This is a genomic window from Pedococcus ginsenosidimutans (genome assembly GCF_039544395.1).
Taxonomy (GTDB): Bacteria; Actinomycetota; Actinomycetes; order Actinomycetales; family Dermatophilaceae; genus Pedococcus; species Pedococcus ginsenosidimutans.
In genome coordinates, this window is record NZ_BAABLO010000001.1 from 509,007 (window position 1) to 534,241 (window position 25,235).

General features: G+C 73.5%; 30 protein-coding genes. 3 read left to right on the forward strand and 27 right to left on the reverse strand.

All coding sequences use genetic code 11. The features are described from left to right. Window positions 1-103: 103 nt before the first annotated feature. Entirely contained in the window at window positions 104-1,708 is a 1,605-nt protein-coding gene (locus ABEA42_RS02510) for a helicase HerA-like domain-containing protein (RefSeq protein WP_345500927.1), read from the reverse strand. A 99-nt stretch (window positions 1,709-1,807) separates the two neighbouring features. Between ABEA42_RS02510 and ABEA42_RS02515 the strand changes: the two genes are divergently transcribed. From ABEA42_RS02515 to ABEA42_RS02525, 3 genes are all read left to right on the forward strand, one after another. Then, window positions 1,808-2,104, forward strand: coding sequence for a type II toxin-antitoxin system VapB family antitoxin (locus ABEA42_RS02515; RefSeq protein WP_345500928.1), 297 nt, complete (start codon window positions 1,808-1,810; stop codon window positions 2,102-2,104). A gap of 56 nt (window positions 2,105-2,160) precedes the next feature. After that, the gene (locus ABEA42_RS02520; RefSeq protein WP_345500929.1) at window positions 2,161-2,703 is read left to right on the forward strand and encodes a LytR C-terminal domain-containing protein; all 543 of its coding nucleotides are present in this window, start codon (window positions 2,161-2,163) and stop codon (window positions 2,701-2,703) included. Window positions 2,704-2,812: 109 nt separating this feature from the next. Continuing rightward, the gene (locus tag ABEA42_RS02525) at window positions 2,813-3,211 is read left to right on the forward strand and encodes a hypothetical protein (protein ID WP_345500931.1); all 399 of its coding nucleotides are present in this window, start codon (window positions 2,813-2,815) and stop codon (window positions 3,209-3,211) included. 25 nt (window positions 3,212-3,236) lie between these two features. Here the strand turns inward: ABEA42_RS02525 and ABEA42_RS02530 are convergent, their stop codons facing one another. From ABEA42_RS02530 to flgL, 26 genes are all read right to left on the reverse strand, one after another. After that, window positions 3,237-3,569 (reverse strand): hypothetical protein, encoded by a 333-nt coding sequence (locus ABEA42_RS02530; RefSeq protein WP_345500933.1) that lies wholly within the window; start codon window positions 3,567-3,569, stop codon window positions 3,237-3,239. A gap of 25 nt (window positions 3,570-3,594) precedes the next feature. Then, on the reverse strand, window positions 3,595-5,649 hold the full coding sequence (gene flhA / locus ABEA42_RS02535; RefSeq protein ID WP_345500935.1) for a flagellar biosynthesis protein FlhA: 2,055 nt from the start codon (window positions 5,647-5,649) through the stop codon (window positions 3,595-3,597). A 50-nt stretch (window positions 5,650-5,699) separates the two neighbouring features. After that, window positions 5,700-6,830 (reverse strand): EscU/YscU/HrcU family type III secretion system export apparatus switch protein, encoded by a 1,131-nt coding sequence (locus ABEA42_RS02540; RefSeq protein ID WP_345500937.1) that lies wholly within the window; start codon window positions 6,828-6,830, stop codon window positions 5,700-5,702. Beyond that, complete coding sequence (locus tag ABEA42_RS02545) at window positions 6,827-7,603, reverse strand: flagellar biosynthetic protein FliR (RefSeq protein WP_345500938.1); 777 nt, start codon at window positions 7,601-7,603, stop codon at window positions 6,827-6,829. The genes ABEA42_RS02540 and ABEA42_RS02545 overlap by 4 nt, the downstream gene beginning before the upstream one ends. Then, window positions 7,603-7,872, reverse strand: a complete 270-nt coding sequence (locus ABEA42_RS02550; protein ID WP_345500940.1) for a flagellar biosynthetic protein FliQ — start codon at window positions 7,870-7,872, stop codon at window positions 7,603-7,605. Before ABEA42_RS02550 ends, ABEA42_RS02545 begins: the two co-directional genes overlap by 1 nt. 10 nt (window positions 7,873-7,882) lie before the next feature. After that, window positions 7,883-8,788 carry a flagellar type III secretion system pore protein FliP gene (gene fliP, locus ABEA42_RS02555; RefSeq protein ID WP_345500942.1) on the reverse strand — a complete coding sequence of 302 codons (906 nt, stop codon included), beginning with the start codon at window positions 8,786-8,788 and terminating at the stop codon, window positions 7,883-7,885. Continuing rightward, window positions 8,781-9,281: a flagellar biosynthetic protein FliO gene (locus tag ABEA42_RS02560; protein ID WP_345500944.1), complete on the reverse strand. Its 501-nt coding sequence runs from the start codon at window positions 9,279-9,281 to the stop codon at window positions 8,781-8,783. The genes fliP and ABEA42_RS02560 overlap by 8 nt, the downstream gene beginning before the upstream one ends. Then, the gene (gene fliN, locus ABEA42_RS02565; RefSeq protein WP_345500946.1) at window positions 9,278-10,006 is read right to left on the reverse strand and encodes a flagellar motor switch protein FliN; all 729 of its coding nucleotides are present in this window, start codon (window positions 10,004-10,006) and stop codon (window positions 9,278-9,280) included. The genes ABEA42_RS02560 and fliN overlap by 4 nt, the downstream gene beginning before the upstream one ends. A gap of 134 nt (window positions 10,007-10,140) precedes the next feature. Beyond that, complete coding sequence (locus tag ABEA42_RS02570; protein WP_345500948.1) at window positions 10,141-11,010, reverse strand: flagellar motor switch protein FliM; 870 nt, start codon at window positions 11,008-11,010, stop codon at window positions 10,141-10,143. Window positions 11,011-11,077: 67 nt separating this feature from the next. Further along, entirely contained in the window at window positions 11,078-11,539 is a 462-nt protein-coding gene (locus ABEA42_RS02575) for a flagellar basal body-associated FliL family protein (protein ID WP_345500949.1), read from the reverse strand. A 1-nt stretch (window position 11,540) separates the two neighbouring features. After that, window positions 11,541-12,464 (reverse strand): flagellar motor protein MotB, encoded by a 924-nt coding sequence (locus ABEA42_RS02580; protein ID WP_345500951.1) that lies wholly within the window; start codon window positions 12,462-12,464, stop codon window positions 11,541-11,543. After that, window positions 12,461-13,246, reverse strand: coding sequence for a motility protein A (locus ABEA42_RS02585; RefSeq protein ID WP_345500953.1), 786 nt, complete (start codon window positions 13,244-13,246; stop codon window positions 12,461-12,463). Before ABEA42_RS02585 ends, ABEA42_RS02580 begins: the two co-directional genes overlap by 4 nt. A 1-nt stretch (window position 13,247) precedes the next feature. Next, complete coding sequence (locus ABEA42_RS02590; protein WP_345500955.1) at window positions 13,248-13,499, reverse strand: flagellar FlbD family protein; 252 nt, start codon at window positions 13,497-13,499, stop codon at window positions 13,248-13,250. 213 nt (window positions 13,500-13,712) lie between these two features. Beyond that, a complete protein-coding gene (locus ABEA42_RS02595) occupies window positions 13,713-14,957 on the reverse strand; it encodes a flagellar hook protein FlgE (protein WP_345500957.1) in 1,245 nt (414 codons plus the stop codon). A gap of 2 nt (window positions 14,958-14,959) precedes the next feature. After that, window positions 14,960-15,466: a flagellar hook assembly protein FlgD gene (locus ABEA42_RS02600; protein WP_345500959.1), complete on the reverse strand. Its 507-nt coding sequence runs from the start codon at window positions 15,464-15,466 to the stop codon at window positions 14,960-14,962. An 8-nt stretch (window positions 15,467-15,474) separates the two neighbouring features. Continuing rightward, a complete protein-coding gene (locus ABEA42_RS02605; protein WP_345500960.1) occupies window positions 15,475-16,989 on the reverse strand; it encodes a flagellar hook-length control protein FliK in 1,515 nt (504 codons plus the stop codon). Further along, window positions 16,986-18,062 carry a transglycosylase SLT domain-containing protein gene (locus tag ABEA42_RS02610; protein ID WP_345500962.1) on the reverse strand — a complete coding sequence of 359 codons (1,077 nt, stop codon included), beginning with the start codon at window positions 18,060-18,062 and terminating at the stop codon, window positions 16,986-16,988. The genes ABEA42_RS02605 and ABEA42_RS02610 overlap by 4 nt, the downstream gene beginning before the upstream one ends. Continuing rightward, the gene (locus ABEA42_RS02615) at window positions 18,059-18,496 is read right to left on the reverse strand and encodes a hypothetical protein (RefSeq protein WP_345500964.1); all 438 of its coding nucleotides are present in this window, start codon (window positions 18,494-18,496) and stop codon (window positions 18,059-18,061) included. The genes ABEA42_RS02610 and ABEA42_RS02615 overlap by 4 nt, the downstream gene beginning before the upstream one ends. Then, complete coding sequence (locus ABEA42_RS02620; protein ID WP_345500965.1) at window positions 18,493-19,791, reverse strand: FliI/YscN family ATPase; 1,299 nt, start codon at window positions 19,789-19,791, stop codon at window positions 18,493-18,495. Before ABEA42_RS02620 ends, ABEA42_RS02615 begins: the two co-directional genes overlap by 4 nt. Next, window positions 19,788-20,456, reverse strand: coding sequence for a FliH/SctL family protein (locus ABEA42_RS02625; protein ID WP_345500966.1), 669 nt, complete (start codon window positions 20,454-20,456; stop codon window positions 19,788-19,790). Before ABEA42_RS02625 ends, ABEA42_RS02620 begins: the two co-directional genes overlap by 4 nt. Continuing rightward, entirely contained in the window at window positions 20,440-21,477 is a 1,038-nt protein-coding gene (gene fliG / locus ABEA42_RS02630) for a flagellar motor switch protein FliG (RefSeq protein ID WP_345500968.1), read from the reverse strand. Before fliG ends, ABEA42_RS02625 begins: the two co-directional genes overlap by 17 nt. Further along, window positions 21,474-23,069: a flagellar basal-body MS-ring/collar protein FliF gene (gene fliF, locus ABEA42_RS02635; RefSeq protein WP_345500970.1), complete on the reverse strand. Its 1,596-nt coding sequence runs from the start codon at window positions 23,067-23,069 to the stop codon at window positions 21,474-21,476. Before fliF ends, fliG begins: the two co-directional genes overlap by 4 nt. Continuing rightward, window positions 23,066-23,362 carry a flagellar hook-basal body complex protein FliE gene (gene fliE, locus ABEA42_RS02640; RefSeq protein WP_345500971.1) on the reverse strand — a complete coding sequence of 99 codons (297 nt, stop codon included), beginning with the start codon at window positions 23,360-23,362 and terminating at the stop codon, window positions 23,066-23,068. Before fliE ends, fliF begins: the two co-directional genes overlap by 4 nt. A gap of 2 nt (window positions 23,363-23,364) precedes the next feature. Further along, entirely contained in the window at window positions 23,365-23,763 is a 399-nt protein-coding gene (gene flgC, locus ABEA42_RS02645; RefSeq protein ID WP_345500972.1) for a flagellar basal body rod protein FlgC, read from the reverse strand. After that, complete coding sequence (gene flgB / locus ABEA42_RS02650; RefSeq protein WP_345500974.1) at window positions 23,763-24,122, reverse strand: flagellar basal body rod protein FlgB; 360 nt, start codon at window positions 24,120-24,122, stop codon at window positions 23,763-23,765. Before flgB ends, flgC begins: the two co-directional genes overlap by 1 nt. A 172-nt stretch (window positions 24,123-24,294) precedes the next feature. Continuing rightward, the gene (gene flgL, locus ABEA42_RS02655) at window positions 24,295-25,203 is read right to left on the reverse strand and encodes a flagellar hook-associated protein FlgL (protein ID WP_345500976.1); all 909 of its coding nucleotides are present in this window, start codon (window positions 25,201-25,203) and stop codon (window positions 24,295-24,297) included. Window positions 25,204-25,235: the final 32 nt, after the last annotated feature.

Here is a 25,235-nt window from a genome sequence, read left to right on the forward strand (position 1 = left end):
GCGAGCTGGTCGTCGGGCGGCTGCACACCGGCTCGGTGCGGAGCGTGGCCGGCTCGGTATGCCGCCTGGCCGCCGCGTGCGCGGCCCGCTCGAGCGCGCGGCCTCAGCGGGAGCGGCGGGCGGTGCCGAAGATCGACCGGGTGATCTCGCGACCGAGGACCGTGCCGGCCGAGCGCAGCGCCGACTTGAACGCGCTGGACGTCACCACCTGCTCGACGATGCTCGGCTGCTCCTTCGCAGGCTTCGGGGCGCGCGGCGCGGGGGCCGGTGCGGGGGCCGACTGGGGAGCGGGGGCGGCCGGCGGCGCGGCGGGTGCTGCCTCGAGCCGGGACCGGAGCTTCTCGTAGGCGGACTCGCGGTCGATGGCCGTGGCGTACTTCGCCGACAGCGGCGACGCCGCGACGAGCGCGGACACCGTCGCCTCGTCCGAGGGCGCCATCAGCGACTGCGGGGCGATCATCCGCGTCCACGCCACCGGGGTGGGGGCGCCCTTCTCGGACAGCACCGTCACGACCGCCTCGCCGGTGCCGAGGGAGGTGAGCAGCTCCTCGAGGTCGTAGCCGCTGCGGGGGTAGGTCGACACGGCCGCCTTGAGGGCCTTGGCGTCCTCCGGGGTGTAGGCGCGCAGCGCGTGCTGCACCCGGTTGCCGAGCTGGGCCAGGACCCCGCTGGGCACGTCCTTGGGGCTCTGGGTGACGAAGAAGACGCCGACGCCCTTGGACCGGATCAGCCGCACGGTCTGCTCGATGGCGGTGAGGAACGCCTTGCTCGCGTCCTGGAACAGCAGGTGTGCCTCGTCGAAGAAGAAGACGAGCTTGGGCTTGTCGGCGTCGCCGATCTCGGGCAGGTCGTGGAACAGGTCGGCGAGCAGCCACATGAGGAACGTCGAGAACAGCGCCGGCCGGTCCTGCACCGCCGGCAGCTCCAGGCAGGTGACGAGGCCCTTCCCGTCGGCCGCCGTCCGCAGCAGGTCCCTGGTGTCGAACTCGGGCTCGCCGAAGAAGGCGTCGGCCCCCTGGTCGGAGAACGCGACCAGCTCGCGGAGGATGACCCCGGCCGTCGCCGACGACAGGCCGCCGAGCGACTTGAGGTCGGCCTTGCCCTCGTCGGAGGTGAGGAACGAGACGACCTCGCGCAGGTCCTTGATGTCGAGCAGCGCGAGGCCGTTCTTGTCGGCGTAGTGGAACACCAGGCCGAGGCTGGACTCCTGGGTGTCGTTGAGCCCCAACACCTTCGAGAGCAACGTGGGCCCGAACGACGTGATCGTGGCGCGGACCGGGATGCCCTGCCCGAGACCGCCGAGCGACAGGAACTCGGTGGGGTATGCCGTGCCGACCCACTGCTGCCCGACGTCCGTCGCGCGGCTCGTGATCCGGTCGTTGCTGGTGCCGGCGGTGGCCATGCCGGAGAGGTCGCCCTTGATGTCGGCGAGGAAGACCGGGACGCCCTGGCCCGAGAGCTGCTCGGCCATCAGCTGCAACGTCTTGGTCTTGCCGGTGCCGGTGGCCCCGGCCACGAGCCCGTGCCGGTTGAGGGTCGCGAGCGGCACCTTGACGGGTGCGTCCGGATGGGCCGTCCCGTCGACGACGGCCGCGCCGAACAGCAGGGCCCCGCCCTCGAAGGAGTAGCCCGCCCTGATGGTGTCGAGCTGCTCGGTGGACTTCGCGGACTGGTCGGTGCTCGGCTGGCTGCTCGCGTGCTCGGTCACCTTCGGCACTCTAGTGCGGGCCGCCCCTGCGAGCAGTGGGGACGACGGCACCCGACCAGCGCGCTGGGGCGCCCGGCCGCGTACCCCTATGGTGGCTGGGTGATCTTCAAGAAGGTGGGCGAGGGCAAGCCGTATCCGGACCACGGCAAGCAGACCCCGCGGGACTGGGCGGAGGTGCCCCCGCGGATGGTCCGGCTCGAGGAGCTCATCACCACCAAGCGCACCCTCGACCTGGGGCAGCTGCTCGCCGAGGACTCGACGTTCTACGGCGACCTGTTCGCCCACGTCGTGGAGTGGGAGGGCGAGCTCTACCTCGAGGACGGCCTGCACCGCGCCCTGCGTGCCGCCCTTCAGCAGCGACCTACCCTGCACGCGCGCGTCCTCGTGCTTGACTAGCCCCGACCAGGCCCCAGCCTCAGGCGGGGCCGTACGCGACGGGGCGGAGGTGGGCGGTGAGCTACATCGTGGAGTCGGGGGCGTCGAGCTCCCGGCGCGCGCGACGGCGTCGCGCCCTGATCACGCTGGGGATCGTCGCCCTGCTGCTGTTCTTCGCCTTCTGGTACGCCTACTCCTACTTCGAGGCCTCCGCCGGGCACCGCACCACGGCGACCCCTTCGACCTGCACCACGACCACCACGCCGGCACTCACGCCGGCCGGGGTCACCGTCAACGTCTACAACGCCACCGACCGCAGCGGCCTCGCCGCGACGACGGCGAGCGCGGTCCGCAAGCGCGGCTACCGCGTGTCGACGGTCGCCAACGACCCGCTGCAGAAGACCGTGTCCGGCCCGGCGGAGGTGCGGTACGGCGCCACCGGCCGCTCCGGCGCCCGCCTGGTCCTGACCCTCGTGAAGGGCGCCAAGGCCGTCAAGGACAGCCGGACCGACTCCTCGGTGGACCTCGTGCTCGGTGACAAGTTCACCGCCCTGGCGGCGCCGGCCAAGGCCAAGCCGACCCCGTCCGCCACGTCGGGCACGTCGACCAAGGGCTGCTGACCCGCTGCCGGTCGTCGGCGAGCCCGGAGCGCCGGCGACGTCCTGGTGTGGGCGCGGCTCCAGCCTCGGTGGGCGGGTGGCCCGCGTGGGACGGACGTAGGCTCGGAGCATGATCTCCGTCGAGCTCGCCCGCGGCCTCAGCGAGGGTGGCGTGCTGTGGGAGCCCGCACCGGGTGACCGGTTCACCATCGACCAGCCCAACGTCGTGGGCGAGGTCTTCTGGATCAGCCACCTCACGATCGACGTGCACACGTTCCACGGGCAGCCCCTCATCGGGTTCAACGGGACGACGGAGTGGGCGCTGGACTCGGTCACCCTCGACACGGCGCTGTGGATGCCGCGCGAGGACCAGCTCCGCTCACTGCTCGGTGACCGCTTCCTCGGCCTGCGTCGCGAGGGCGACGACTGGCTCGTCGACGTCTCGGTGGACGACGGGAAGGGCTCGGCGACGTTCCGGGACGCCGACCCCGAGAGCGCCTACGCCTTGGCGCTGCTCAGCGTGGTCTAACCGGCACTCGAGCCCGGGCAGCGGCCTACGGAGCCGAGGGGGTGGCGGCCGCCGGGGCCGCCGGGGACGCCGTGGCCGGTTCGGCCGTCTCGGCGACGGCCTCGCGGGGCACGGTGGCCAGGACCAGGGCCGTGCCTGCCGCCGCGACGACCAGGGCGCAGCCGAACCGCAGCAGGGCGTCGGTGACGGACAGGTTGCCCCGCAGCACCAGGAAGGCGGCCGGCGCGAAGAGCGCGGCCCCGAGCAGCACGCTGAGGCGGAAGCGGGTGGCCCCCGCCGCCGAGGCACCCGCCGACGTCGCCGCCGCCCCAGCCGCCAAGGGCGAGGTGGCCGAGGAGCGGGCCGGCACGGGGGGCACGCCGGGGAGGGTCGAGGCGGTCACGTCAGGCCACCGCGCTCTCGACGACGTCGACGACGCCGGCCGTGGTCAGGCGCAGGTGCCCGCCGAGCTCGGAGTAGGCGAGCACGGCCAGCTGCGGCGCACCGGGCTCGATCAGGCGGCGGACCGCGCGGCGCAACGGCTGGGCGCAGACGAGCACCGGCTGGACGCCCGTCTGCTCGGCGACCTGCGACACCCGCACGGCCTCGGTGGCGAGCCGCTCGGCGAAGTAGGGGTCGACCAGCAGCTGGCTGCCGCCCTCGCCGCTGCGCAGCGACTCGAGCAGCCGCTGCTCCAGGCGCGGGTCGAAGGTCAGGACGTGCAGCTCCCCGTTGACCGCGTGGGAGGCGGCGATCGCCGGGCCGAGCGCGAGGCGGGCGGCCTCGACCAGGCCGTCGGGGTCGGTGCTCACGCGGGCGCGCAGCGACACGGCCTCGAAGATGCGGACGAGGTCGCGGATGCAGACCCCTTCTGCGAGCAGGCCCTGCAGGCACCGCTGCACCTCACCCAGCGCCAGCGGCGACGGGGTCATCTCCTCGACCACCGCGGGGTGGGTGGTGCGGACGGCCTCGACGAGCAGCTTGACGTCCTCACGCCCGAGCAGCTGGTGGGCGTGCTGGCGCACCATCTCCGCGAGGTGGGTCGTGACGACCGACGAGCGGTCGACCACGGTCGCGTCCACCTGCTCGGCCCGGCCGCGCTGGTGCACCGGCACCCACTTGGCCTCGAGGCCGAACACCGGCTCCCGCGTGGGCGTGCCCTCGAGCGCCGCGAGGTGGTCACCGATCGCGAGGACCATGCCGGCCGGGGCCTCGCCGCGGGCGACCTCGACACCGTGCAGGCGCACGGCATACGTGTGGGGCGGGAGGTCGATGTTGTCGCGGGTCCGCACGAGGGGGATGACGATCCCCAGCTCGTGGGCGAGCTTGCGGCGCAGGGCCTTGACGCGGTCGAGGAGGTCTCCCCCGGCGCTGGCGTCGACCAGGCCGATGAGGTCGTAGGCGAGCTCGAGCTCCAGGGGCTCGACCCGGATGTCGTGGGCCAGCACCTCCGGGCTGTCCTGCGAGGGAGCGGGCGCCGCGGCGGCAGCGGCGGCACTGGCCTTCGCCGCCTCCTGCTCCTCCGGCCGGGGCAGCTGGCGGGCGATGAGCAGGGCCGCACCGCCCACGAGGAGGAAGGGCAGCTTGGGCAGGCCCGGGATGACGGCCAGGCACATCACGGCGGCACCGGCGAGCTGGATCGGCTGGCGCTGCTGGCCGAACTGGTGCACCAGGTCGCTGCCCATCGCCCGCTCGGTGGTGGCGCGGGTGACGATGAGGCCGGTGGACATCGACATCAGCAGGGCGGGGATCTGGGAGACCAGGCCGTCGCCGACGGACAGCAGGCTGTAGGTGGACACCGCGTCGCCGAACGCCTGCTTGTTCTGCACGACGCCGATGACCAGGCCACCGACGAGGTTGACGAGGGTGATGACGATCGCCGCGATCGCGTCACCCTTGACGAACTTGGAGGCACCGTCCATGGCGCCGTAGAAGTCGGCCTCCGCCGAGACGTCCGCGCGGCGCCGGCGCGCCTCGTCCTCGTCGATGAGGCCGGAGTTGAGGTCGGCGTCGATGGCCATCTGCTTGCCGGGCATGGCGTCGAGGGTGAACCGCGCGGCCACCTCCGCGACGCGGCCGGCACCGTTGGTGATGACCACGAACTGGATGACCACGAGGATCACGAAGATGACCAGGCCGACGACGATCGAGCCGCCGACGACGAAGTGGCCGAAGGCGTCGATGACCTTGCCGGCGAACCCGTCGAGCAGGACGAGGCGGGTCGCGCTGACGTTGAGGGCCAGGCGGAACAGCGTGGCGATGAGCAGCAGCGACGGGAAGACGCGGAAGTCCAGGGGCCGCTTCACGTTGAGGGCGACCAGCAGGACCAGCACCGAGAAGGTGAGGTTCACCGCGAGCAGCATGTCGAGCACCACGCTGGGCAGCGGCACCACCATCATCACGACGATCGCGACGATGCCGGCGGGGATGGCCACCTGGCCGAGCCGGTTGGACCTCATCGGGCCTCGCGGTGGCTGCGGGCAGCGGGTGCAGGAGTCATGACACCTCCCTATCGACGGGCGGGCCGTGCTCCTGAGGGTTCCGCCTCGCCCCGCGCCGCCGCGGGGTTGCGGTGGACGCCGTACGCAGCCGTGCCCCGCTGCCGCAGGCCCATGACGAACACGAAGACCCCGGCCACGGCGTCGTACAGCTCGGCCGGGATCTCCTGGCCGATCGAGCAGCTGCGGTAGAGCATCCGGGCCAGCGGCACGTCCTCGACCAGGGGCAGCTTCTGGGCCGCCGCCTGCTCACGGATGCGGGCGGCGACGAGCCCCGCACCCTTGGCCACCACGCGGGGCGCACCGGTACCGGGCTCGTACGCGAGCGCCACCGCGACGTGGGTGGGGTTGACCAGGACGAGGTCGGCCGAGGACAGGTCGGAGAGCATCCGGTTGCGGCTCAGCTCGCGCTGCTTGCCCCGGATCATGCCCTTCTGCAGCGGGTCGCCCTCGGACGAGCGGCTCTCGCGCTTGATGTCCTCGTGGCTCATCCGCAGGGACGCGCCGATCCGGCGCCTCTCCATGACGTAGTCGGCCGCGGCGAGGACCAGCCCGAGCACCGCCACGACGCGCAGCACCCCGAGCGCCGCACCCACCCCCGCTGACACCGAGGCACCCAGCGACCACTGGCCCGTCGCGGCCACCTGGGTGGCGATGCCGCGGACGGCGCGGTAGCCGACCCAGCCGAAGACCACGAACTTGAGCAGCGTCTTGGCGAGGGTCCACGCTGCGTGCGCACCGACGAGGTGCTTGAGGCCCTTGGCGGGGTTGAGCGTCTCCCACCTCGGCTTGAAGCGCTTGGCGTAGACGCGGATGCCGCCCTGCGCGGCGTTGCTCACGATCGCGGCGACCACCATGGCGGCCATCAGGGGCAGGAGCAGCAGCAGCGCGTCGACGGCTGCGGTCCGCAGGACCTGCATGGCCACGTCCGGGTCGGGGTCGACGATGACCTGCTGGAGGTCGGCGAGCAGCTCGTCGAACAGCTCGACGAGCCTGCGCACCAAGGCGGGCACGAGGACGCTCGCGACGAGGACGGCGACCCAGGCGCTGAGCTCGGCGGTACGCGGCACCTGCCCGTCGCGCTTGGCCTCCTTGAGCTTCTGCGGGGTCGGCTTCTCGGTCCGCTGCGCCTTGTCGCTCACTTCCGTGACCCCGTCACCGTCGCCACCGTGACCATGTCGCGGGCAGCCTGGTCGAGGAGCTTGCTGACCGCCCCCGGCAGCAGGGCGAAGGTGACCCCGGCCAGCGAGATCGCCAGCAGGATCTTGACCGGGAAGCTCATCGCGAAGATGTTGAGCGTCGGCACGGCCCGGCTGACGAGTCCCAGGGCCAGCTCGGCGAGGAACAGCACCGCCAGCACCGGCGCCGCGATCTGAAGCGCCCCCGCGAGGAAGCGCCCGAGGTCCTGCGTCGCCAGGCGCGCCATCTCACCCGGCACCATCGGGCGCAGCGGCACCGTCTCGAACGTCGTCATGAGCCCGCGGACGAGCAGCAGGTGCCCGTTGGCGGCGAACAGCAACGTGACCGCGAGCAGCTGCTGGATGCGCCCGAACATGCTGCTCGAGACGTTGGACAGCGGGTCGTAGAGGCTGGCGAGGGTGAAACCGCTGGCGAGGTCGAGGAGCTCACCCGCCGCCTGGACGACCGACACGGCGACGTGGACGACGAAACCCATGGCGGAGCCGACGACGACCTGGAACAGCACTGCGCCGAGCAGCGACAGCAGGTCGAGCGAGGGCGACTGGCCGGACAGGCTCGGCAGGAGGCAGAGTGCCACCGCGAACGCGAGGGCCGCCTTGATCCGCGCCGGCACCGCCTTGCTGCTGAACGGCGGGGCGATGGCGAAGAACGCCGACATCCGCACCGTCGCGAGGAGCAGCACGACGAGGGTGTCGGCCGAGACCTGGGCGCGCATCAGTCGAGCAGCTGGGGCAGCAGGTCGAACAGCATCCGCGTGAACGACACCATCTCCTGGAGCATCCAGTGCCCGCCGACGAGCAGGACCGCCGCGACGCCGAGCAGCTTGGGTACGAAGCTCAGCGTCACCTCCTGCACCTGGGTGACGGCCTGGACCAGCGACACGGCGAACCCGATGCCGAGGGCGACGAGCAGGACGGGCATGGCCAGCTTGGCGCTGACGAGCATCGCCTGCAGGCCGATGTGGACGACGTCGGAGTCGGTCATCGCCGCGGCCTCAGTGGTAGCTCTGGACGAGCGCGGTCGCGATGAGGCCCCAGCCGTCGACCATGACGAAGAGCAGGAGCTTGAACGGCAGCGAGATCAGGGCAGGCGGCAGCATCATCATGCCCATCGACATCAGCACCGAGCTGACGACCACGTCGATGACGAGGAACGGCACGAACACGACGAACCCGATGATGAACGCGGACTTCAGCTCGGACAGCACGAACGCCGGGATGAGGGTCGTCAGCGCCACGTCGTCGGGCTTCGCCGGGGCAGCCTGGTCGCTGAGCCTGACCATGGTCGCGAGCTCGGCCGGCCGCGTCTGCTTCATCATGAACTCGCGCAACGGCTTCACGCCCGCGTCGAAAGCCTGCGTCTGCGTGACCTCGCCCTTGAGGTAGGGCTGGACGCCGGCGTCGTTCATGTCCGACAGGACCGGCGACATGATGAACAGGCTGAGGAACAGCGCGAGCCCGGCGAGGACCTGGTTGGGCGGGATCGTGGTGGTGCCCAAAGCGTTCCGGGTCAGCGAGAGCACCACGACGATCTTGGTGAAGGACGTGCACAGCACGAGGATCGCCGGGGCGACGGACAGCACGGTGAGCAGCAGGATGATGCTGACCGTCTGGCTGGGCTTGCCCAGGTTGGGGTCCACCACGACGGACACCCCCGGCTTGGTGGTGGGGTTCGTCGTGGGCTTCGGCGGCGTGGGCGCCGCGGGGGCAGCGATGGCAGGAGCCGCACCGGGCAGGGCCAGCACGGGGGCCGCTGCGGTGGACACCCGTACGGTCGCCGGGGCGGCCGTCGACGGCGTCGTCGCGTGTGCGGCCGCGGCCGGTCCGGCGAGGCCCACGAGGGCGAGCGCACCGACGACCAGCACCCGGCGTGCGCGGGTGGGCCAGGGACGGTCAGCCACGACGCGGGCGTCCCTGGCCGAGCACGAGGGCGGCCGCGGACCAGGGCCAGCCGAGCGGCTGCCCGGGACGCGCGGCGCCCGCGACCCGGCGGGCGGCGCGGGACGGGACCTCCGCGGGCGCGGACACCGACCCGGCGAGGACGAGGTCGGCGGCAGACGGCTCCACCGCGGTCCGGGCAGGAGACAGGTCCGACTCGACGGGCTCCGTGGCGACCGCCAGGTCGGACCCGTCGAGCTCGGTGAGGACGCTGACGGACCGCTCTGTGACACCGAGGACCATCACCCGCGACCCGACCTGGACGACCTGGACCGAGGAGCTCTTGCCGAGCGGGCGGCGAGAGAGCACGTCGACCGAGACCGTGCCCCGACCCGTACGGGCCCCGCCGAGGCCGCGCTTGGCGGCGTAGCGGGCGAGGACGACGAGCAGGGCGAGGACGGCGCCGAGCGAGACGAGCAGGCGCAGGACGGCGAGCGCCACCGAGCCGTCGCTCATGCGCGCTGCCGGGCGTCGGCGTCGCTGACGACCTCGGTGACGCGGACGGCGAACTCCTCGTCGACCACGACCACCTCACCGCGGGCCATGAGGGTGCCGTTGACGAGCACGTCGACGGGGCTGCCGGCGGCGCGGTCGAGCTCGAGCACCACACCGGGGGCGAGGGCGAGCACCTCCTGCACGGTCATCCGGGTGCGGCCGAGCTCGACGCTGATGCCCATCTCGACGTCGCGCAGCAGGTGCAGGCGACGGGGGTCGACCGCGGCGGGCGCAGCCGTCTCACCGAAGGCGCGGAAGGTGGCCGCTGCGGGGGCGGCCTCGCGCGACGGAGCGGGCGTGAGGACCAAGGCGGCGACGAGCGCCGCGCCGTCGAGGACGGCGACGACCCGCTGGCCCTCCTGCGCGGTGAGGGTGCCCACCTCGACCGGCCGGGGCGCGCCCGGCACGAGCGGTCCGACCTGCAGCGCCATCGCGTGGACGGCGTCGGTGAGCACCTCGCCGGCCCGGCCGGCGTCGCCGTCGACGGGCAGGAGGAGCGCGGCGTTGCCGTCCCAGGCGCCGTCGACGACGGTGGTGAACGCGTGGCCCCCACCGGCGGCCACGAACGACCACTCGGCGGCGTCGACAGCACGCACGACGAAGCCCGTCGGGGCACCGAGGCGCTCTGCCACGAACGTCGCGGCGGCGAGCAGGGCGTCGTCGACCTGGGGCGCGGTCATCGTCATGGGGGTGTCCTCCGGTGGGGGCGGTTCGGGGGCGGTGCCGGGTGGTGCGGTTCGGGGGGTCGTGCAGTGCGGGGTACGGCGTGGGGGTCGTGCTCGGGTACGGCGTGGGGGTCGTGCTCGGGGTACGACGGGGGTCAGGGCCCGACGATCTGGCAGGCGAGGCGCTTGCCGTGGCTGCCGGGGGTGGCGGAGGCGACGGTGACGCCGTCGGCGGCGACCACGAGCGGCTCGGCGACGGGGTGGCGCAGCGGGACGACGTCCCCCACGGCGAGGGAGAACACCTCGGCGGAGGTGAGCGTCACCTCACGGAAGGCGACGCGGACGTCGATCTCCACCTGCTGGAGGCGCTGCTCGACCGATCGGGCCGCGGCGTCGCGCGGGCCGTCGACAGCGGGGGCCGACAGCTGGTCGACCGACGCGAGCACCGGCTTGAGGGTGGACAGGGCCAGGCAGAGGGTGGCGGTGGCCACCTGGTCGCCGATGCGCAGCTCGACCGCCGTGGTGACCACGGGGTCGGCCGGGGGCGCGAGCTGGAGGAACTGGGTGTTGGACTCCAGGCTCGTGACCTCGGCGTGCACGGGCGCGATCGACTCGAACGCGTAGGTCAGCTCGGCGGCCACCCTGGTGACCAGGCTGCGGATGAGCCCGGTCTCGATGTCGCTGAGGGCGCGGCTGGGCTGATCCTTGCCACCGGCGCCGCCGAGGAGGCGGTCGATGACGCTCATGACCACGCCCATGGGCATCTGGAAGAGGCCGGCGCCCGGGAGCCCGTCGAACGCGAGCACGGTGAGCAGGGAGGGGTTGGGCAGGGTGCGGACGTACTCGTCGTACGTCACCTGCCGCACGGACACGACGCGGGCGTGCACGACGGCCCGCAGGGTCGTCGACAGCACGGTCGACAGCTGGCGGGCGAAGGTCTCGTTGGCGACCTGCAGCGCCCGCACCCGCTCACGGCTGAGCCGGCCCGGACTGCGGAAGTCGTAGGACACGGGCTCGGCACTCACGACCTCCCTGATCGGCAGGGAGCAGCGCCTCTTGAGGCTTCCGGGTGAAGTGTGTGCGGTCGGCCGCCTACTGCATGACGAACTCGGTCAGGTAGACCTTCATCACCTCGCCGTCGTAGCGGCGCCTGACCTCGGTGTCGAGGGCCTTGCGGGCGGTCTCCCGGCCCTTGGGGGTGAGCAGCTGGCTGTAGGTGCGCTGGCCGAAGATCTGGATCGCGGCGTCACGGGCCTTGGCCCCGTTGACACCCTCCTTGCCGTGGCTGCTCGCCGCGTCGGCGGTCAGCTGGAGGGACAGGCCCACCTTGAGGAAGCGGCCGTCGGCCAGGTTGAGCGTCAGTGGCTCGAGGTCGACGACCGGGCCCGGGACGGGTTCGGCTGCCGACGCACCGCCGGAGCCGCGCATGAGGACGAATCCGCCTCCGGCGAGGGCGAGCACGAGGACGGCGACGACGACCAGGACGAGCGGCTTGCGGCGGCGTCCCGTCTCGGCGGGGGCGGCGACCGGGGCGGTCGCGGTGGCGGTGGACATGTCAGTCTCCGGTGGTGGTGGACGTGAGGGTTTGGGACGAGGAGACGACCTCGGGTGCGGCCAGAGCGTGCACGACGATGGCGACGCGGCGGTTGCGGGCGCGCCCGGCCTCGGTGGCGTTGCTCGACAGCGGGCGCTGGTCGGCGTACCCCGCCGCCGAGACCCGGGAGCCGGCGACGCCACGGGTCAGGACGTAGCGCAGCACCGTGGTGGCGCGCTCGGTCGACAGCTCCCAGTTGGAGGCGAACCGGCCCGAGATGGGGCGGTTGTCGGTGTGGCCCTCGACGGTGAGCTGGTTGGGCAGCACGCTGAGCGTGGGCGCGATGGCGTCCAGCACCCGGCGGCCCTCGGGGCGCAGCGTGGCCTCGCCCGCCTCGAAGAGCACGCGGTCGGTGACGACGTTGACGACCAGGCCGTGGTCACGGACCTCGAAGACCACCGACCCCGCGAGGCCCTTGGCCTTGAGGGACGCGGCGATCCGGTCGCGGATCGCGGTGAGGTCGTCACGCTGCTCCTGCCCGGCCTGCGCAGCGGGGTCGGTGCCCTGGGTGCGTGAGTCGGGGGCCGGCGCCTGGGCGCTGGCGGGACGCGGCAGCACCAGCGCGCTCTCGGTGCGGGTGGGCTGCGGGGCGACCGCGCGGCCGTCCGGCGCCGACTGGGGAGCCCCGTCGAGGATCCCGGTGGAGCTCGTGTGCGCGGCAGGCTCGCCGAAGTACTGGTCGAGCCCCGAGGAGAGGGCGATGAGCTTCTGCTGGTCGACCTGGCTGATCGCGAAGAGCACGATGAACAGGGCCATGAGCAGGGTGATCATGTCGGCGTAGCTGAGCAGCCAGCGCTCGGCGTTCTCCGCCTCCTCCTCGTGCTCCTCCGTCGCGCCACGGCGGCGTCCGGGCCCCTTGGTGCCGCGGGCCGCCCCGGCGCTCACGCCGCCTCCGGCGCGAGCTGCGCGGGGCTGCTGCCCGGCTCGGCGGAGAGCACGGCGCGCAGCCGCTTCTCCACCACGCGGGGGCTGGTGCCCGACTGGATGGCCAGGACGCCCTCGAGCAGCAGCTCGAGGTGGGCGACCTCGACCTCGCTGAGCCGCTTGAGCTTGTTGGACAGGGGCAGCCACATGGCGTTGGCGCTCATGACACCCCAGAGGGTGGCGACGAACGCGCTGGCGATGAGCTCGCCCAGCGTCTCCGGCGACGACAGGTTGCCCAGGACGTGGATGAGGCCGATGACGGTCCCGATGATGCCGATGGTCGGGGCGTAGCCACCCATGTCGGCGAAGAACTTGATCCCGAGCCGGTCGCGCTTCTTGCGCGTCTGGATCTGCGCGTGCAGGACGTCGTAGATCTCGTCGGCGTCGGTGCCGTCCACGGTCATCTCGATGCCCTGGCGCAGGAACGGGTCATCGAGGGTGCGGGACCGCTCCTCCAGCGCCAGCAGGCCCTCGCGGCGGGCGGTGTCGGCCATGGAGACGAGCTCCTCGACGACCTCGTCGCTCTGCGGGGCCTTGGCCGTGAAGGCGCGGGCGAGCTGCTTGCCGACGACCGCCAGGTCGCTCATGAAGCCACCCGCCATGGCTGCGCCGATGGTGCCGACGAAGACGAGGACGATGGGCGGCAGCAGGAGGATGGACGTCGGGGACGCCCCCTCCATGATCAGCGAGGTGAAGACCGCACCGAGGACGACGACGATCCCGACGAGGGTCGCGATCTCCATCTCAGAGGTCCGTGTCCGGGACGGCGTGCAGACCGGGGCGCGGGGCGGGTGCGGGCCGGACCACGTCGGCCGCGGAGAGCACCGCGGCCCGGAAGTCGCGCACCTCCCGCACGACCTGGTCGACGGTCTCCGTGACCACGTAGCGGGAGCCGCCCACGAGCGTGATGACGGTGTCCGGGGTGGCCTCGACCCGTTCGATGAGGTCGGGGTTGAGGGCGAAGCAGGTGCCGTTGCGGCGCGTCACAGCGATCATGGGGGTCCATCCTTGGGTCACATCGTGCGCGGCCATCCGTGGCGCGCACCCCTCCCATCGGCAGCAGCACCGCATACCTGAGGCAATGGTGAGGACCCGCTGGTGACACGCCCGGTACGGGTCCGGGACCGGTCAGGACCTGCCCAGGACACGGCAGCGGGCGGTGGGGGCGGCGGTCCGCACCCCACCGCCCGCGGCGGTCGGCTGGTCGGGTCAGCGCTTGAGGTTGACCAGGTCCTGGAGGATCTCGTCGGAGGCGCTGACGACGCGGGAGTTGGCCTGGAAGCCGCGCTGGGCGACGACGAGGTTGGTGAACTCCTGGGCGAGGTCGACGTTGCTCATCTCGAGCATGCCGCTGCCGAGCATGCCCCGGCCGCCGCTGCCGGCCGCGCCGATGGAGGCGGCGCCCGAGTTCGCGGTGCCGCGGAACATCGAGTCACCCGCCTTCTCGAGGCCACCGGGGTTGGTGAAGTTGGCGAGCGCGACCTGGCCGAGCTGCTCGGTGCGGCCGTTGGAGAAGATGCCGACGAGGATGCCGCTGGAGTCCATGGTGAAGCTCTGCAGCTCACCCATCGTGGCGCCGTCCTGGTTGCGGGCGGTGGCGGTGCCGGCACCGGCGTACTGGGTCAGCGGGGTGGCGTCGCCGCCGATGGTGACCGTCACGTCGGCCGGAAAGCGGTAGCCGGCCACGCCCAGGGACGCGCTGCTCAGCGTCATCGTCGAGGCCGTGAACGACTCCGCGGCCGGGTCCCACGTGAGGGTGGAGGTGCCGACGTTGGTGGTGGAGCCGCCGGGGCCGGGGACCGTCGTCGCCGCCGACCAGGTGTTCGTGCCGGTCTTGGTGTAGGTGGTCGTCGCCGGGATGGTGCGGCCCTGCGCGTCGACGATGTCGATGCTGTGCACGACCGTCGCGCCGTTGGCGGCGTCCGCGGGCAGGTTGCCGCCCACGTCGATGGTCGTCGTCGCGGTCGGGGCCAGGACCTGCCCCACGGGCAGCCGCAGCCCGGTGACCGAGGCGTTGGTGTTGATGGCGCCGTTGACGGCCGGCCAGCCCTGCACCCGGCCACCCTCGGGGCTCACGAGGTTGCCCAGGGCGTCGAACGAGAAGGCGCCGGCGCGCGTGTACATCGTCTGGCCGTCCTTCTGGACGACGAAGAAGCCGTCGCCCTGGATCGCCATGTCGCTCTGGCGACCGGTGACCTGCGTGCTGCCCTGGGAGAAGTTGGTGCTGACCCCGGCCACCCGGACGCCGAGCCCGACCTGCGCCGGGTTGGTGCCGCCACCGCCGTTCTGCGGGGCACCCGCGCTGCGCAGCGCCTGGCTCAGGGTGTCCTCGAACACCGTCTGGCTCGACTTGTAGCCCGTGGTGTTGACGTTGGCGATGTTGTTGCCGATGACGTCCATCATCGTCTGGTGCGAGCGCAGGCCGGAGACGGCCGAGAAGAGCGAACGGAGCATGGTCAGTCCTTTGCGGTGGCTGGGGCGGTGGGGGTGCCGGAGGTGGGGGAGGTCGAGCCGGTCGTGCTGGGTGGGGTGGCGCCGCGGGCGACCTCGGTGACCGTGTTGAGCGGCACCTCGGTGTCGTTGACGAGGAGCTTGGGCCCGGTCGCGGTGAGCCTGACCGAGTCGACGGTGCCGCTGGCCGAGGTGCCACCGACGGTGTAGGTCACGCGCTGGCCCACGAGGGCGAGGGCGCTGAGGCTGTTCTGCCCGGCGATGACGGCCGAGTTCTGGTCGACGAGCTCGTGCAGCGTCTCGACCATCTGCATCTGCGCCGTCTGCGCCATGAACGCGGCACTGTCGACGGGCTTGCTCGGGTCCTGGTACTTCAGCTGGGCCACGAGCAGCTTGAGGAACGCGTCGCCGCCCATGGTGGGCCCGATGGCCGTCTGTGCCGCCGACTGGGTCGCGGGGGGCTGCCCGATGGCCTGCGCGGCATACGGGTTGCTGCTGATCGGGGTGGTCACGGGCGGCCTCACATTCTGACGTCGAGGAGGACGTCGGGGGTGGCGGGACGGGGGGCGGGTGCGCCGGTGCGGGTGTCGCCGTGGGTCGCCCGGCCGGGTACGGCGCCGTGCCCGCCCCGTGCGGACGGCTCACGGTCGGACTTCGCGAGGTCCGCGCCGCCGGCACCGCCCTGGTCGGGCGTCCCGAGCCGGACCTCGACCTCGGTGGTGCGCAGGCCCGACTGCTCGAGCTGGGCGCGCAGGTCGGCGAGCCCGTGGCGCAGGGTCTCGCGGGTGCCGGCGTCGGCCGCCACGAGGTGGAGGGCGACCTCCGCACCGGAGACGGTGACCTCCACCCGCACGCGGCCGAGGTGCTCCGGGGCGAGCTGGAGGGTGAGGCGGTGGCTGCCGTCCGGACCGCGCAGGAGCGGGGAGACCGCGGCGAGGACCTGGGCCTGGACCGGCGGCGCGACGGCGATGGTGGCCGCTGGGGCGGGCGTCGTGGGGACCGCGGCGGGGACCGGCGTGGAGGCCTGGGGTCCGGCGGCCGACGCCGTGGGCTCGGGGGTGGTTGCCCCCTGGCCGGCGGCGCCGGTGGGCGGTGCGGCCACGGGGTCCGCTGCCGGGAGCCCTGGTGCGGCCGACTCGGACCCGGGCACGGGACCGGCGGCCGGGGACGTCCCCGCCGTCGCGGTCCCGGCGGCGTCGGCGGCCACGACCCCGCTGACGTCGGCGGCGTGACCCGCGTGGGGTGACCCGGCTCGGTGGTGGGCGCCGGCGGCCGGGGCGGCACCCGCTGCGGCGGCGTCGGGGGTCGCAGCGGCGCCCGGGGCACCGGCGACGGGAGCCGGAGCCTGACCAGCGACGGTGTCGGCGGCGGTCGCGGAGCCGGGGCCGTCCACGGGCGCACCGAGATCGGTGGCGGGGGTGGACGTGGCGGCGCCCGGGCCGGGTCCGGCAGGGAGGTTCGCGGTGCGCGGCACGGACGCGGGGCCCGTGGCAACCGTGGGGACGGCAACGGGTCCGGGCACCGCCACACCGCGACCGAGGGCCGTGGCACCGACGGGCGACGTGGCCCCGGGGACGGCGTCGACCGGGGCGAGCGCACCGGACGCGGGCACTGCCGAGGTCGCCGCGGCGCCGGACGCCGCCTGCCCGACCGCAGTGGCGACGGCCGCGGTGTCCCCGGATCCGGGACCGGTCCCCTGGCCGGCACCGTTCGTGGAACCTGCCCCTGCGGTCGAGACGGCCGAGCTGTCGCGCCCGTCGACCGGGGCCTGCGCGGGGTACCCGGCAGGGTCGGTGTCTTGCTTGGGTACCTCACGGTCGGCGCCCCCGGGGGCCGGTCGGCGCGGAGCGCTCGTGCGGGGGTGCTGGCGGCCACCTGCGGCGTCGTCCGTGCGCGGCTGGACGTCGCGGCGCAGCCGGCTGTCCAGCGCGGCGGCGAACCCTGCGCCGTCGTCGACGGAGGTCGCCGCCCCCCGCGGGCGGTCCGCGCGGACCGACGGCGTGGCGGGGACGACGGGTCCCGGCACCCGGCTCATGCCGCGATCCCGGCGTAGCCGAGCACGCGGCGCACGTACTGCTGGGTCTCCGGGTAGGGCGGGATGCCCCCGTAGCGCTGCACGGCACCGGGGCCGGCGTTGTACGCCGCGAGCGCGAGCGGCACGGAGCCGAACCGGTCGAGGTGGCTGGCGAGCAGGCGCGCGGCGCCGTCGACCGCCTGGGCCGGGTCGCGGGGGTCGACCCCGAGGCCGCGGGCCGTGGCCGGCATGAGCTGCATGAGGCCGACGGCCCCGGCCGGGCTGACCGCGGAGGCGTCGAACCCGCTCTCGGCCCGGGCGACCCCGGCCAGCAGCTGGACGGGCACCCCGTGCCGCGCTGCGGCGGCCGCGAACACCGACCGCAGCTGTGCCGGCACCCAGGGTGCGGCGGCAGCGGCGTCGAAGGACGTCGTGCCGGACGCGCCGGTCGTGGTGGGTCCGACCGAGGCCGCGGAGAAGGAGGCGCCGGACGACGCGGTGACCCCGCCGGGGTCGCTGATGCGCCGGATGGCCGTGGGCGTCCGGTACACGTCCTGGACCATGACGTCCTTCCCTGCGCGGGGGGCGACGACCATCTGGTTGTTGCCCGCGTAGATGCCGATGTGGTCGACCGGGCTGCCGAAGGCGAGCAGGTCGCCGGGCCGGGCGTGCGCGAGGTCGGGCACGGCGGTGCCGGCGCGCGCCTGGTCGGCCGCCACCCGGGGCAGCTCGACCCCGACGTCGCGGAAGGCCCGCTGCACGAGGCCGGAGCAGTCCAGGCCCTTCTTCGGGTCGGTGCCACCCCAGACGTAGGGCACGCCGAGGTACTTCCTGGCGGCGGCGAGCGCCCGGGCACCGACGTCGTTGGCGGACGGGTCGCCGGTGGTCGCCCCGACCTCGCCCATCGCAGCGGTGAGCGCGGCGTCGAACGACGGAGCGGCGGCCCCGCCGGCTGCGGCCCCGGCACCCCGGGTCGCCGTGGCTGCGCCGGAGGGGGCAGTGGTGGCCGCGGGCGTTGCCATCACGGCGAACCTGCACTGGATGGCCGCGACCCGGGCCAGCGCGGCCGCGGGACCGGTCGTGTCAATGCTCATGCGCGTACCCCTCCCCGGCCACGGGAGGCGTAGGCGCTCTCCTCGGCTGCCCGCTGGTCGGCGGCCAGGCGCTCGCGCAGGCGCACGACGTCGGCACGCTCGACGAGGCGCTCGAGCCCCTGCGTACGGGTCATGGCCTCCGTCAGCAGGGCCCGCGCCAGGTCGCTCTCGCCCACGGCGAGGGCATGCAGCGTCGCCGCCTCCGCCACGTGGGCGGCCCGGGCGACGGCCAGCGTCCTGGCCCCGACGAACGACACCGGGTCGCTCCCCGGCGCGCGGACCGAGCTCTCCTCGTAACGGCGCCGGGCCGACGCGGACACCCCCGCAGCCTCGGCAGCGGCGGCGAGTGCGCGGGCGTGGTCCGCCTGGCGGCGCTCCTCCTGGATCTGCCGGACGCGCAGGACCACGCGCAGCCGGTCGCGGCGGGTGCTCACAGCGCCCCCGCCAGCTGGTGGAGCCCGGCCCAGCTCTCGTGCAGGTCGGCCACGTCGTCGAGGTCCTGGCGCAGGAACGTGTCGATGGCGTCGGAGTGGTGCAGCGCCCGGTCGACGAGCGGGTTGCTGCCCGCGACGTAGGCGCCGATCTCGACGAGGTCCTTGGCGTCCCGGCGCGCCGCCAGCAGCCGGCGCAGGGCCGTCGCGGACTCGCGCTGGGCGCCGTCGGTGAGGGCACGGGTGGTCCGCGACACCGACTCGAGCACGTCGATGCAGGGGAAGTGGCCCGAGGTCGCCAGGCGGCGGTCGAGGACGACGTGGCCGTCGAGGATGGACCGCACCGAGTCGGCCACGGGGTCGTTCATGTCGTCGCCCTCGACGAGCACGGTGTAGAGCCCGGTGATGCTGCCGGCGCTGGAGGTGCCGGCGCGCTCGAGGAGGCGGGGCAGCAGGCCGAAGACCGACGGCGGGTAGCCGCGCGTGGCCGGCGGTTCGCCCGCGGCGAGGCCCACCTCGCGCTGGGCCATCGCGACGCGCGTGACGCTGTCCATGGCGAGCAGGACGTCCTGCCCCTGGTCGCGGAACCACTCCGCGATGCGGGTGGCGGTGAAGGCTGCGTGCAGGCGGACCAGGGCCGGCTCGTCGGAGGTCGCCACGACGACGACCGCGCGGGCCAGTCCCTCGGGGCCGAGGTCGTGCTCGACGAACTCGCGGACCTCGCGGCCACGCTCGCCGACCAGCGCGAGGACGCACACCGGAGCCTCGGTGCCGCGGACGACCATGGACAGCAGGCTCGACTTGCCGACCCCGGAGCCGGCGAAGATGCCCATGCGCTGGCCGCGGCCGCAGGGCACGAGGGTGTCGAGCGCGCGGATGCCGAGGCCCAGCTGGGTGTCGATGCGGTCGCGGGTCATGGCCGGCGGCGGGACGCCGTCGCTGCTCTCCCACGTCACGTCCTGGAGCGCGGGCCCACCGTCGATCGGCCGGCCCAGCGCGTCGACGACGCGGCCCACGAGCCCGCGGCCGACCGGGACGCGCAGCGGGCCGCCCGTCGTGGCCACCACGGCCCCACGGCGCACCCCGCGCAGGTCCGACACGGGCAGGCACCGGGCGGCGTCGCCGTCGAGGGCGACCACCTCGGCGAGGATCGGCCCGTGGTCCCCCCAGACCTCCACCGCCTCGCCGACGGCGACGTCGAGGCCGCTGACCTCGATGCCGACACCAACGGCGCCGGTGACACGGCCGGTGACCAGCGGGCGCGCCGCACGGACGAGGTCGTCGAGCACGGCGGTCATCGCGCGAGCACCTCGCGGACACGGGCCAGGGCGGCCCCCACCTGGGCGTCGACGGTGCGGTCGCCGACGGTGACGACTGCACCGCTGCGTTCGACGGAGGCGTCGACGACGAGCTCGACGACACAGCCGGGGGCGATCGTCGCCACGTCGGCCGGGGACAGGTCCGCGTCGTCGGGGTGCAGGCGCACCGTCACCTCGGCGCCCCGCGGGACGTCGGCGAGCGCGCGGCCCACGGCGTCGCGGGCAGCACAGTCGCCCACCTCCAGGTGGTGTCCGACGAGGGCCTCGGCGATCTCGACGCCGAGGTGGGCTGCGGTGGCGTGCAGGTCGTGGACCGTCGCGGAGTCCACGACGTCGTGCACGGCCGAGGTGAGCGAGGCGAAGAGGGCCGCCCACTGCTGCTCGCGCGCGCTGCGGTCGGCGGCCTCGCGGTCGCGGGCCCCGGCGAGCCACTGCGCCCGCTCCTGCTCGGCGGCGAGGAGCCCGGCGCGGTACCCGGCCTCACGGCCGGCCTCCCACGCGGCGGAGGGGCCGGTGTCGGGCTCCACGGTCGGCTCGTCCTGGCCCGCCACCAGCTGGTGGGAGGAGAACGCCGCGGGGCGGGCGACGACGTCCCCGGCCCGCAGCAGGGCGGTGGCCGGTCGCAGCTCAGAGGATGACGTCATCGCCGCCGCCTCCCCTGGAGATGATGATGTCGCCGGACTCCTCGAGGGAGCGGATGAGCCGGATGATGACCGCCTGCGCCTCCTCGACCTGCTTGAGGCGCACCGGGCCCATGACCTCGATCTCCTCGACCAGCCCTGCCGCAGCGCGCTCGGACATGTTGCGGGTGACCTTGTCGCGCACCTCGGGCGTGACGCCCTTGAGGGCGAGGGCGAGCTGCTTGGTGTCGACCTGGCGCAGCACGGTCTGCACGGCGCGGTCGTCGAGGCCGGTGATGTCCTCGAACATGAACATGTGCGCCCGGACCTCCTCGGCGAGCTCGGGGTCGCGTTCCTCCAGGCCCTCGAGGATGAGGCGCTCGGTGGCCCGCTCGGAGCTGTTGATGATGCCGACGAGCGGCCCCAGGCCCCCGACCGAGGAGTAGTCAGCGCTCTGCACGAGGTTGGCGAGGCGCCGCTCGAGGTGCGCCTCGACCTGCTTGACGATCTCGGGCGAGGTGCGGTCCATCACGGCGAGGCGGTGGGCGACGTCGGCCTGCATCTCGGTGGGAAGGCCGCTCAGCACCACGGCCGCCTGGTCGGAGGCCATGTGGGCGAGCACGAGAGAGATGGTCTGCGGGTGCTCGTCCTGGAGGAACGACAGCAGCAGGCGGGGCTCGACGCGGCGCAGGAACTCGAACGGGATCTGCGTGAGGGACGCGGACAGGCGCTCGAGGACCTCCTTGGCCCGGTCGGCCCCGAGCGACTTGACCAGCATCTCCTCGGCGAGCTCGAAGCCGCCCTGGATGTAGTAGCGCTCCGCGCTGACCATCGCCTCGAACTCGTGCAGGACCGAGTCCTGGGTGTCGAGGTCGGCGCCCTCGAGCCGGGCGATCTCGCTGGTGAGTGCCTCGACCTCGCTGGGCCGCAGGGACCGCAGGACGTGGGAGGCGTCCTCGGAACCGAGCTGGACGAGCAGGATAGCGGCCTTGCGCAGGCCCGTCAGTCCGGTGAGGCCGGGCAGTCCGGTGGTCGTCAGGGTCACGTCCGGTCCTCCGCGATCCAGCCGCGCAGCAGGCGGGCCATGTCGTCGGGCCGCTCGCGGGCCATGGTGCCCACGGCGTCACGGGCCCGCGCCCGGCCGTCGGTGACGGCGTCGACCGCGCGGGGAGCGGCGGGGCGAGACTCGGCGGCCTCGAGCAGGGAGTCCACGGGCGCCGGGGCGGTGGGCACGCGGTACACCTCGATCTCCTGCGGCTCCGGGCGCGCGCCGCGACGTGAGCGCTTCAGGCCGATGAGGAGGGCGAGCACCAGCAGGACACCGAGGCCGATGGTCTTGCCGAGGCTGATCATCTCGGCGCGGTTCTTGTCGGCGGCCGCCTTGTCGAGCTCCTTCTGGGCCGCGGCTGCTGCCGTGGTGTCGAAGGCCATCTGGCTGACCTGGACGACGTCGCCGCGCTTGGGGTCGAGGCCGGCCGCCGCGGAGACGAGGGAGCTCATCTCGCTGAAGTTGACGTTGCCCGCCGACTTGGCGTCGAGGAGGACGGCGACGGACAGCCGCTTGACCTGGCCGGGTGCGGTGGTCGTCTGCTCCTTGAGGGTGCCCACCGCGTTGGTCCGGGTGTCCTCCTCCTTGGTGTAGGCGTTCTTGCCCGAACCGGCCGTGGTGCCGCCGATGTTGTCGGGGCCGAGCACGCCACCGACCGGGGTGCCGCCCGCGCCGCTGTACTTCTCCGTCGTCTTGGACGAGGTGAGCGCCGGGTTGCCGGTGGTGGGGACGTACTGCTGGCGGTCGATGACCTGCTGGTCGAAGTTGAGGTCGGCGTCGACACGGACGACGGCCTTGCCCGGGCCGACGACCTTGTCGAGCATCGACTGGACGGCGGCGGCGGTCGCGTCGGCCACGGCGCGGCGCTGGGTGTCGCGCGCGTCGGCACCGGCGGTGCCGCCACCACCCTCCCCCGCGGCGTTGAGGACCCGGCCGGTGGCGTCGGCCACGGTGACCTTGTCGGGGCTGAGCTTCGGCACCGAGCCCGCGACGAGGTGGACGACCGAGTCGACGATGGTCGACGACAGGTTGATCCCGGGGGCCGTCTTCACGAGCACCGAGCCGGTGGGCGCCGAGGCGTCCGTGGAGAACACGTCGTCCTGCGGGATCGCGAGGTGCACCACCGCGGCCTGCACGCCATTGATCGACTCGATGGTCTTGGAGAGCTCGCCCTCGAGCGCCCGCTGGTAGGTGACCTTCTGCTGGAAGTCGCTGCTGGTCATGCTCTGCTTGTCGAGCAGCGAGTAGCCCTGGGTGCCGTTGTCGCCGGCCGGGAGTCCTTGGCCCGACAGGTCGATCCGCTTCTGGTAGACGTCGGCCTGCGGGACCATGACGGTCTGGCCGCCGTCGGCGAGGGTGTACGGCTCCCCCGCCTCGGTGAGCTTGGCGGTGATGGCCGAGGCGTCGGTCGTGCTGAGCCCGGTGAACAGCGGGGCGTAGGTCGGCTTGGACACCCACGACACGAACATGACTCCGCCGACGACGACGGCGACCGCGGCCACCGCGGTGACGACGCGCTGGCCGGGGGTGAAGCCGCCGAAGGTCCGGCCGATGCGAGCGAGCAGCGCCCGCGGGTCGAAGCCGTTCACATCGGCATCCGCATGATCTCGGTGAACGCCTCGACGGCCTTGTTGCGCACGGCGACCGTGAGCTGCGTCGCGACCGCGGCCTCGTTGGCCGCGATCGTGTAGTCGTGGATGTCGGTGAGCTGTCCGGTGACCGCCTGCACGGCCATCGAGTCACTCGTGCGGTGCAGGCTCTGCAGCTTCTCCAGGCCCTGGGCGAGGACGTTGCCGAACGCAGCCGGGTCGGCTGCGGCGGGGGCAGCGGCGACACCGGCGGTGGGCAGGCTCGCGATGGGCGAGATCGGGGGGATCACCATGGTCAGCGGCCCAGCCCGATCGCCTGCTGGTACGCCGCCTGGGCGCGCTCCACGACGGCGAGGTTCGCCTGGTAGCCGCGCTGGGCCATGATCAGCTGGGTCATCTGGTCGGACAGGTCGATGTCGGGCAGCCGGACGTTGCCGTCCGCGTCGGCCAGGGGGTGGTCGGGCTGGTAGACGACGCGGCCGGTCGCGTCGCCGTACTCGATGCCGCCGACCTGGACGCCCGCGGCGTTGCCGTAGTCGTTGGCCTGGGCCACGACGTACCGCGCCTGGAAGGCGTTGCCGCTCGTGCTGCGGACGGTGTTGATGTTGGCGATGTTGTCGGACACCGCGTCCAGCCACTTGCGCTGCAGGACCAGGCCCGAGCCCGCGATGTTCATGGCGCCGAAGAGGGTCATCAGGCGCCACCTCCCATGGCGATCCGCAGCCGCTGGAAGTGGTCGGTCATCGCCTGCACGCCGAGCTGGTAGGTGAGGCCGGTCTGCACGCCGGCGAGCGTCTCCTCGTCCAGGTTGACGTTGTTGCCGTTGGCCCGGGTGGGCTCGAGGGAGCGCGGGGTGTCGATCGTGGCGGTCGCCGGGTCCTGGCCGTCCGCGACGGCGGCGAGCAGGCTGCTCTCGAAGTCGACCTTGCCCGCGAGGAAGCGCGGCGTCTCGACGTTGGCGACGTTGTCGGCGATGGTGCGCTGGCGCAGCGACAGGCCGGACAGGGCCTGGCTGAGGGCGCGCACCGTGGTGTCGCCGATGGGGTCGATCATGGCTCTCCTGGAAGGGCATCACGACACACCGGGGTGTGGCGGGGGGAAGATCGGTGATGCCACACGTCCTTGGCGGCGGACGGCCATCCATGGCCGGTCCCCCCATCGGCACCAGCCGGGGCCACCTGAGGACTTTGTGCCGGAAACCCGCGTCAACGCACGGGATCGCCCGTCAGCGCAGGAAGTCCATGAGGGACGGCTGGACGATCTTCGCGGCCGCGCCGAGCGCCGCCTGGTAGGCGGTCTGCTGCAGCGAGAGGTCGGTGATCGTCTTCGCGAGGTCGATGCCCTCGACCGAGGCGAGCTGGGTGGTCACCGCGTCCGAGCGCTGGGCGCCCGAGGCCTGCACGGCGAGCAGGCGGTTGGTGCGCGCACCGACGACGCTCTGGGTCGACCGCACCGCGTCCGACGCGGAGTCGAGGTCGGCGAGGCCGGCCTGCAGGCCCGCGGCGTCGCCGCTGCGCAGGGCGGCGCTGATCCGGGCCAGCACACCCGCACCGGCCGGGTCGGCGGCATCGGACAGGAGGGTCGTGAACGCCTGGTCGCCGGGGACGCTCACCGCGAGCCTGCCCGTCGCCTGGTCGGAGGAGACCGTGCGGTTGACCGTGGCGCTGTTGCCCGCGTAGGCGCCGGTCGCCGGGTCGAAGGCGGCGGCCACGTCCTGGGTGCCTGCGAAGACCGGGCGCCCGAGGTACTGCGTGTTGGCGACGGCGAGGATGCCGGCCCGCAGCTGGTCGACCTCGGCGGCCATGGCCTCGCGCTCGGCCGGGCCGTTGGTGGCGTTGGCCCCCGCGAGGGCGAGCTGGCGCACGCGGTTGAGGGCGGTGCTGGTCTGGGAGAGGGCCTGGTCGGCGGTGTCGAGCCAGGTGAGGCCGTCGTCGATGTTGCGCTCCAGCTGCTCGGACTGCTTCTGCTCCGCCCGCAGCTGCATCGCCGCGACGGTGTCGACCGGGGAGTCGGAGGGACGGTTGAGCCGGCGCCCCGAGGCCAGCTGTTCCTGGGTCTGCTGCAGCCGGGCCAGGCTGCTCTGCAGGCCGGCCATCACGCCGCTGCTCAACGTGGTGGGGGTGACGCGGGTCATCGCGGGACGCTCCGGTGCTCGGTCTGGTCGGT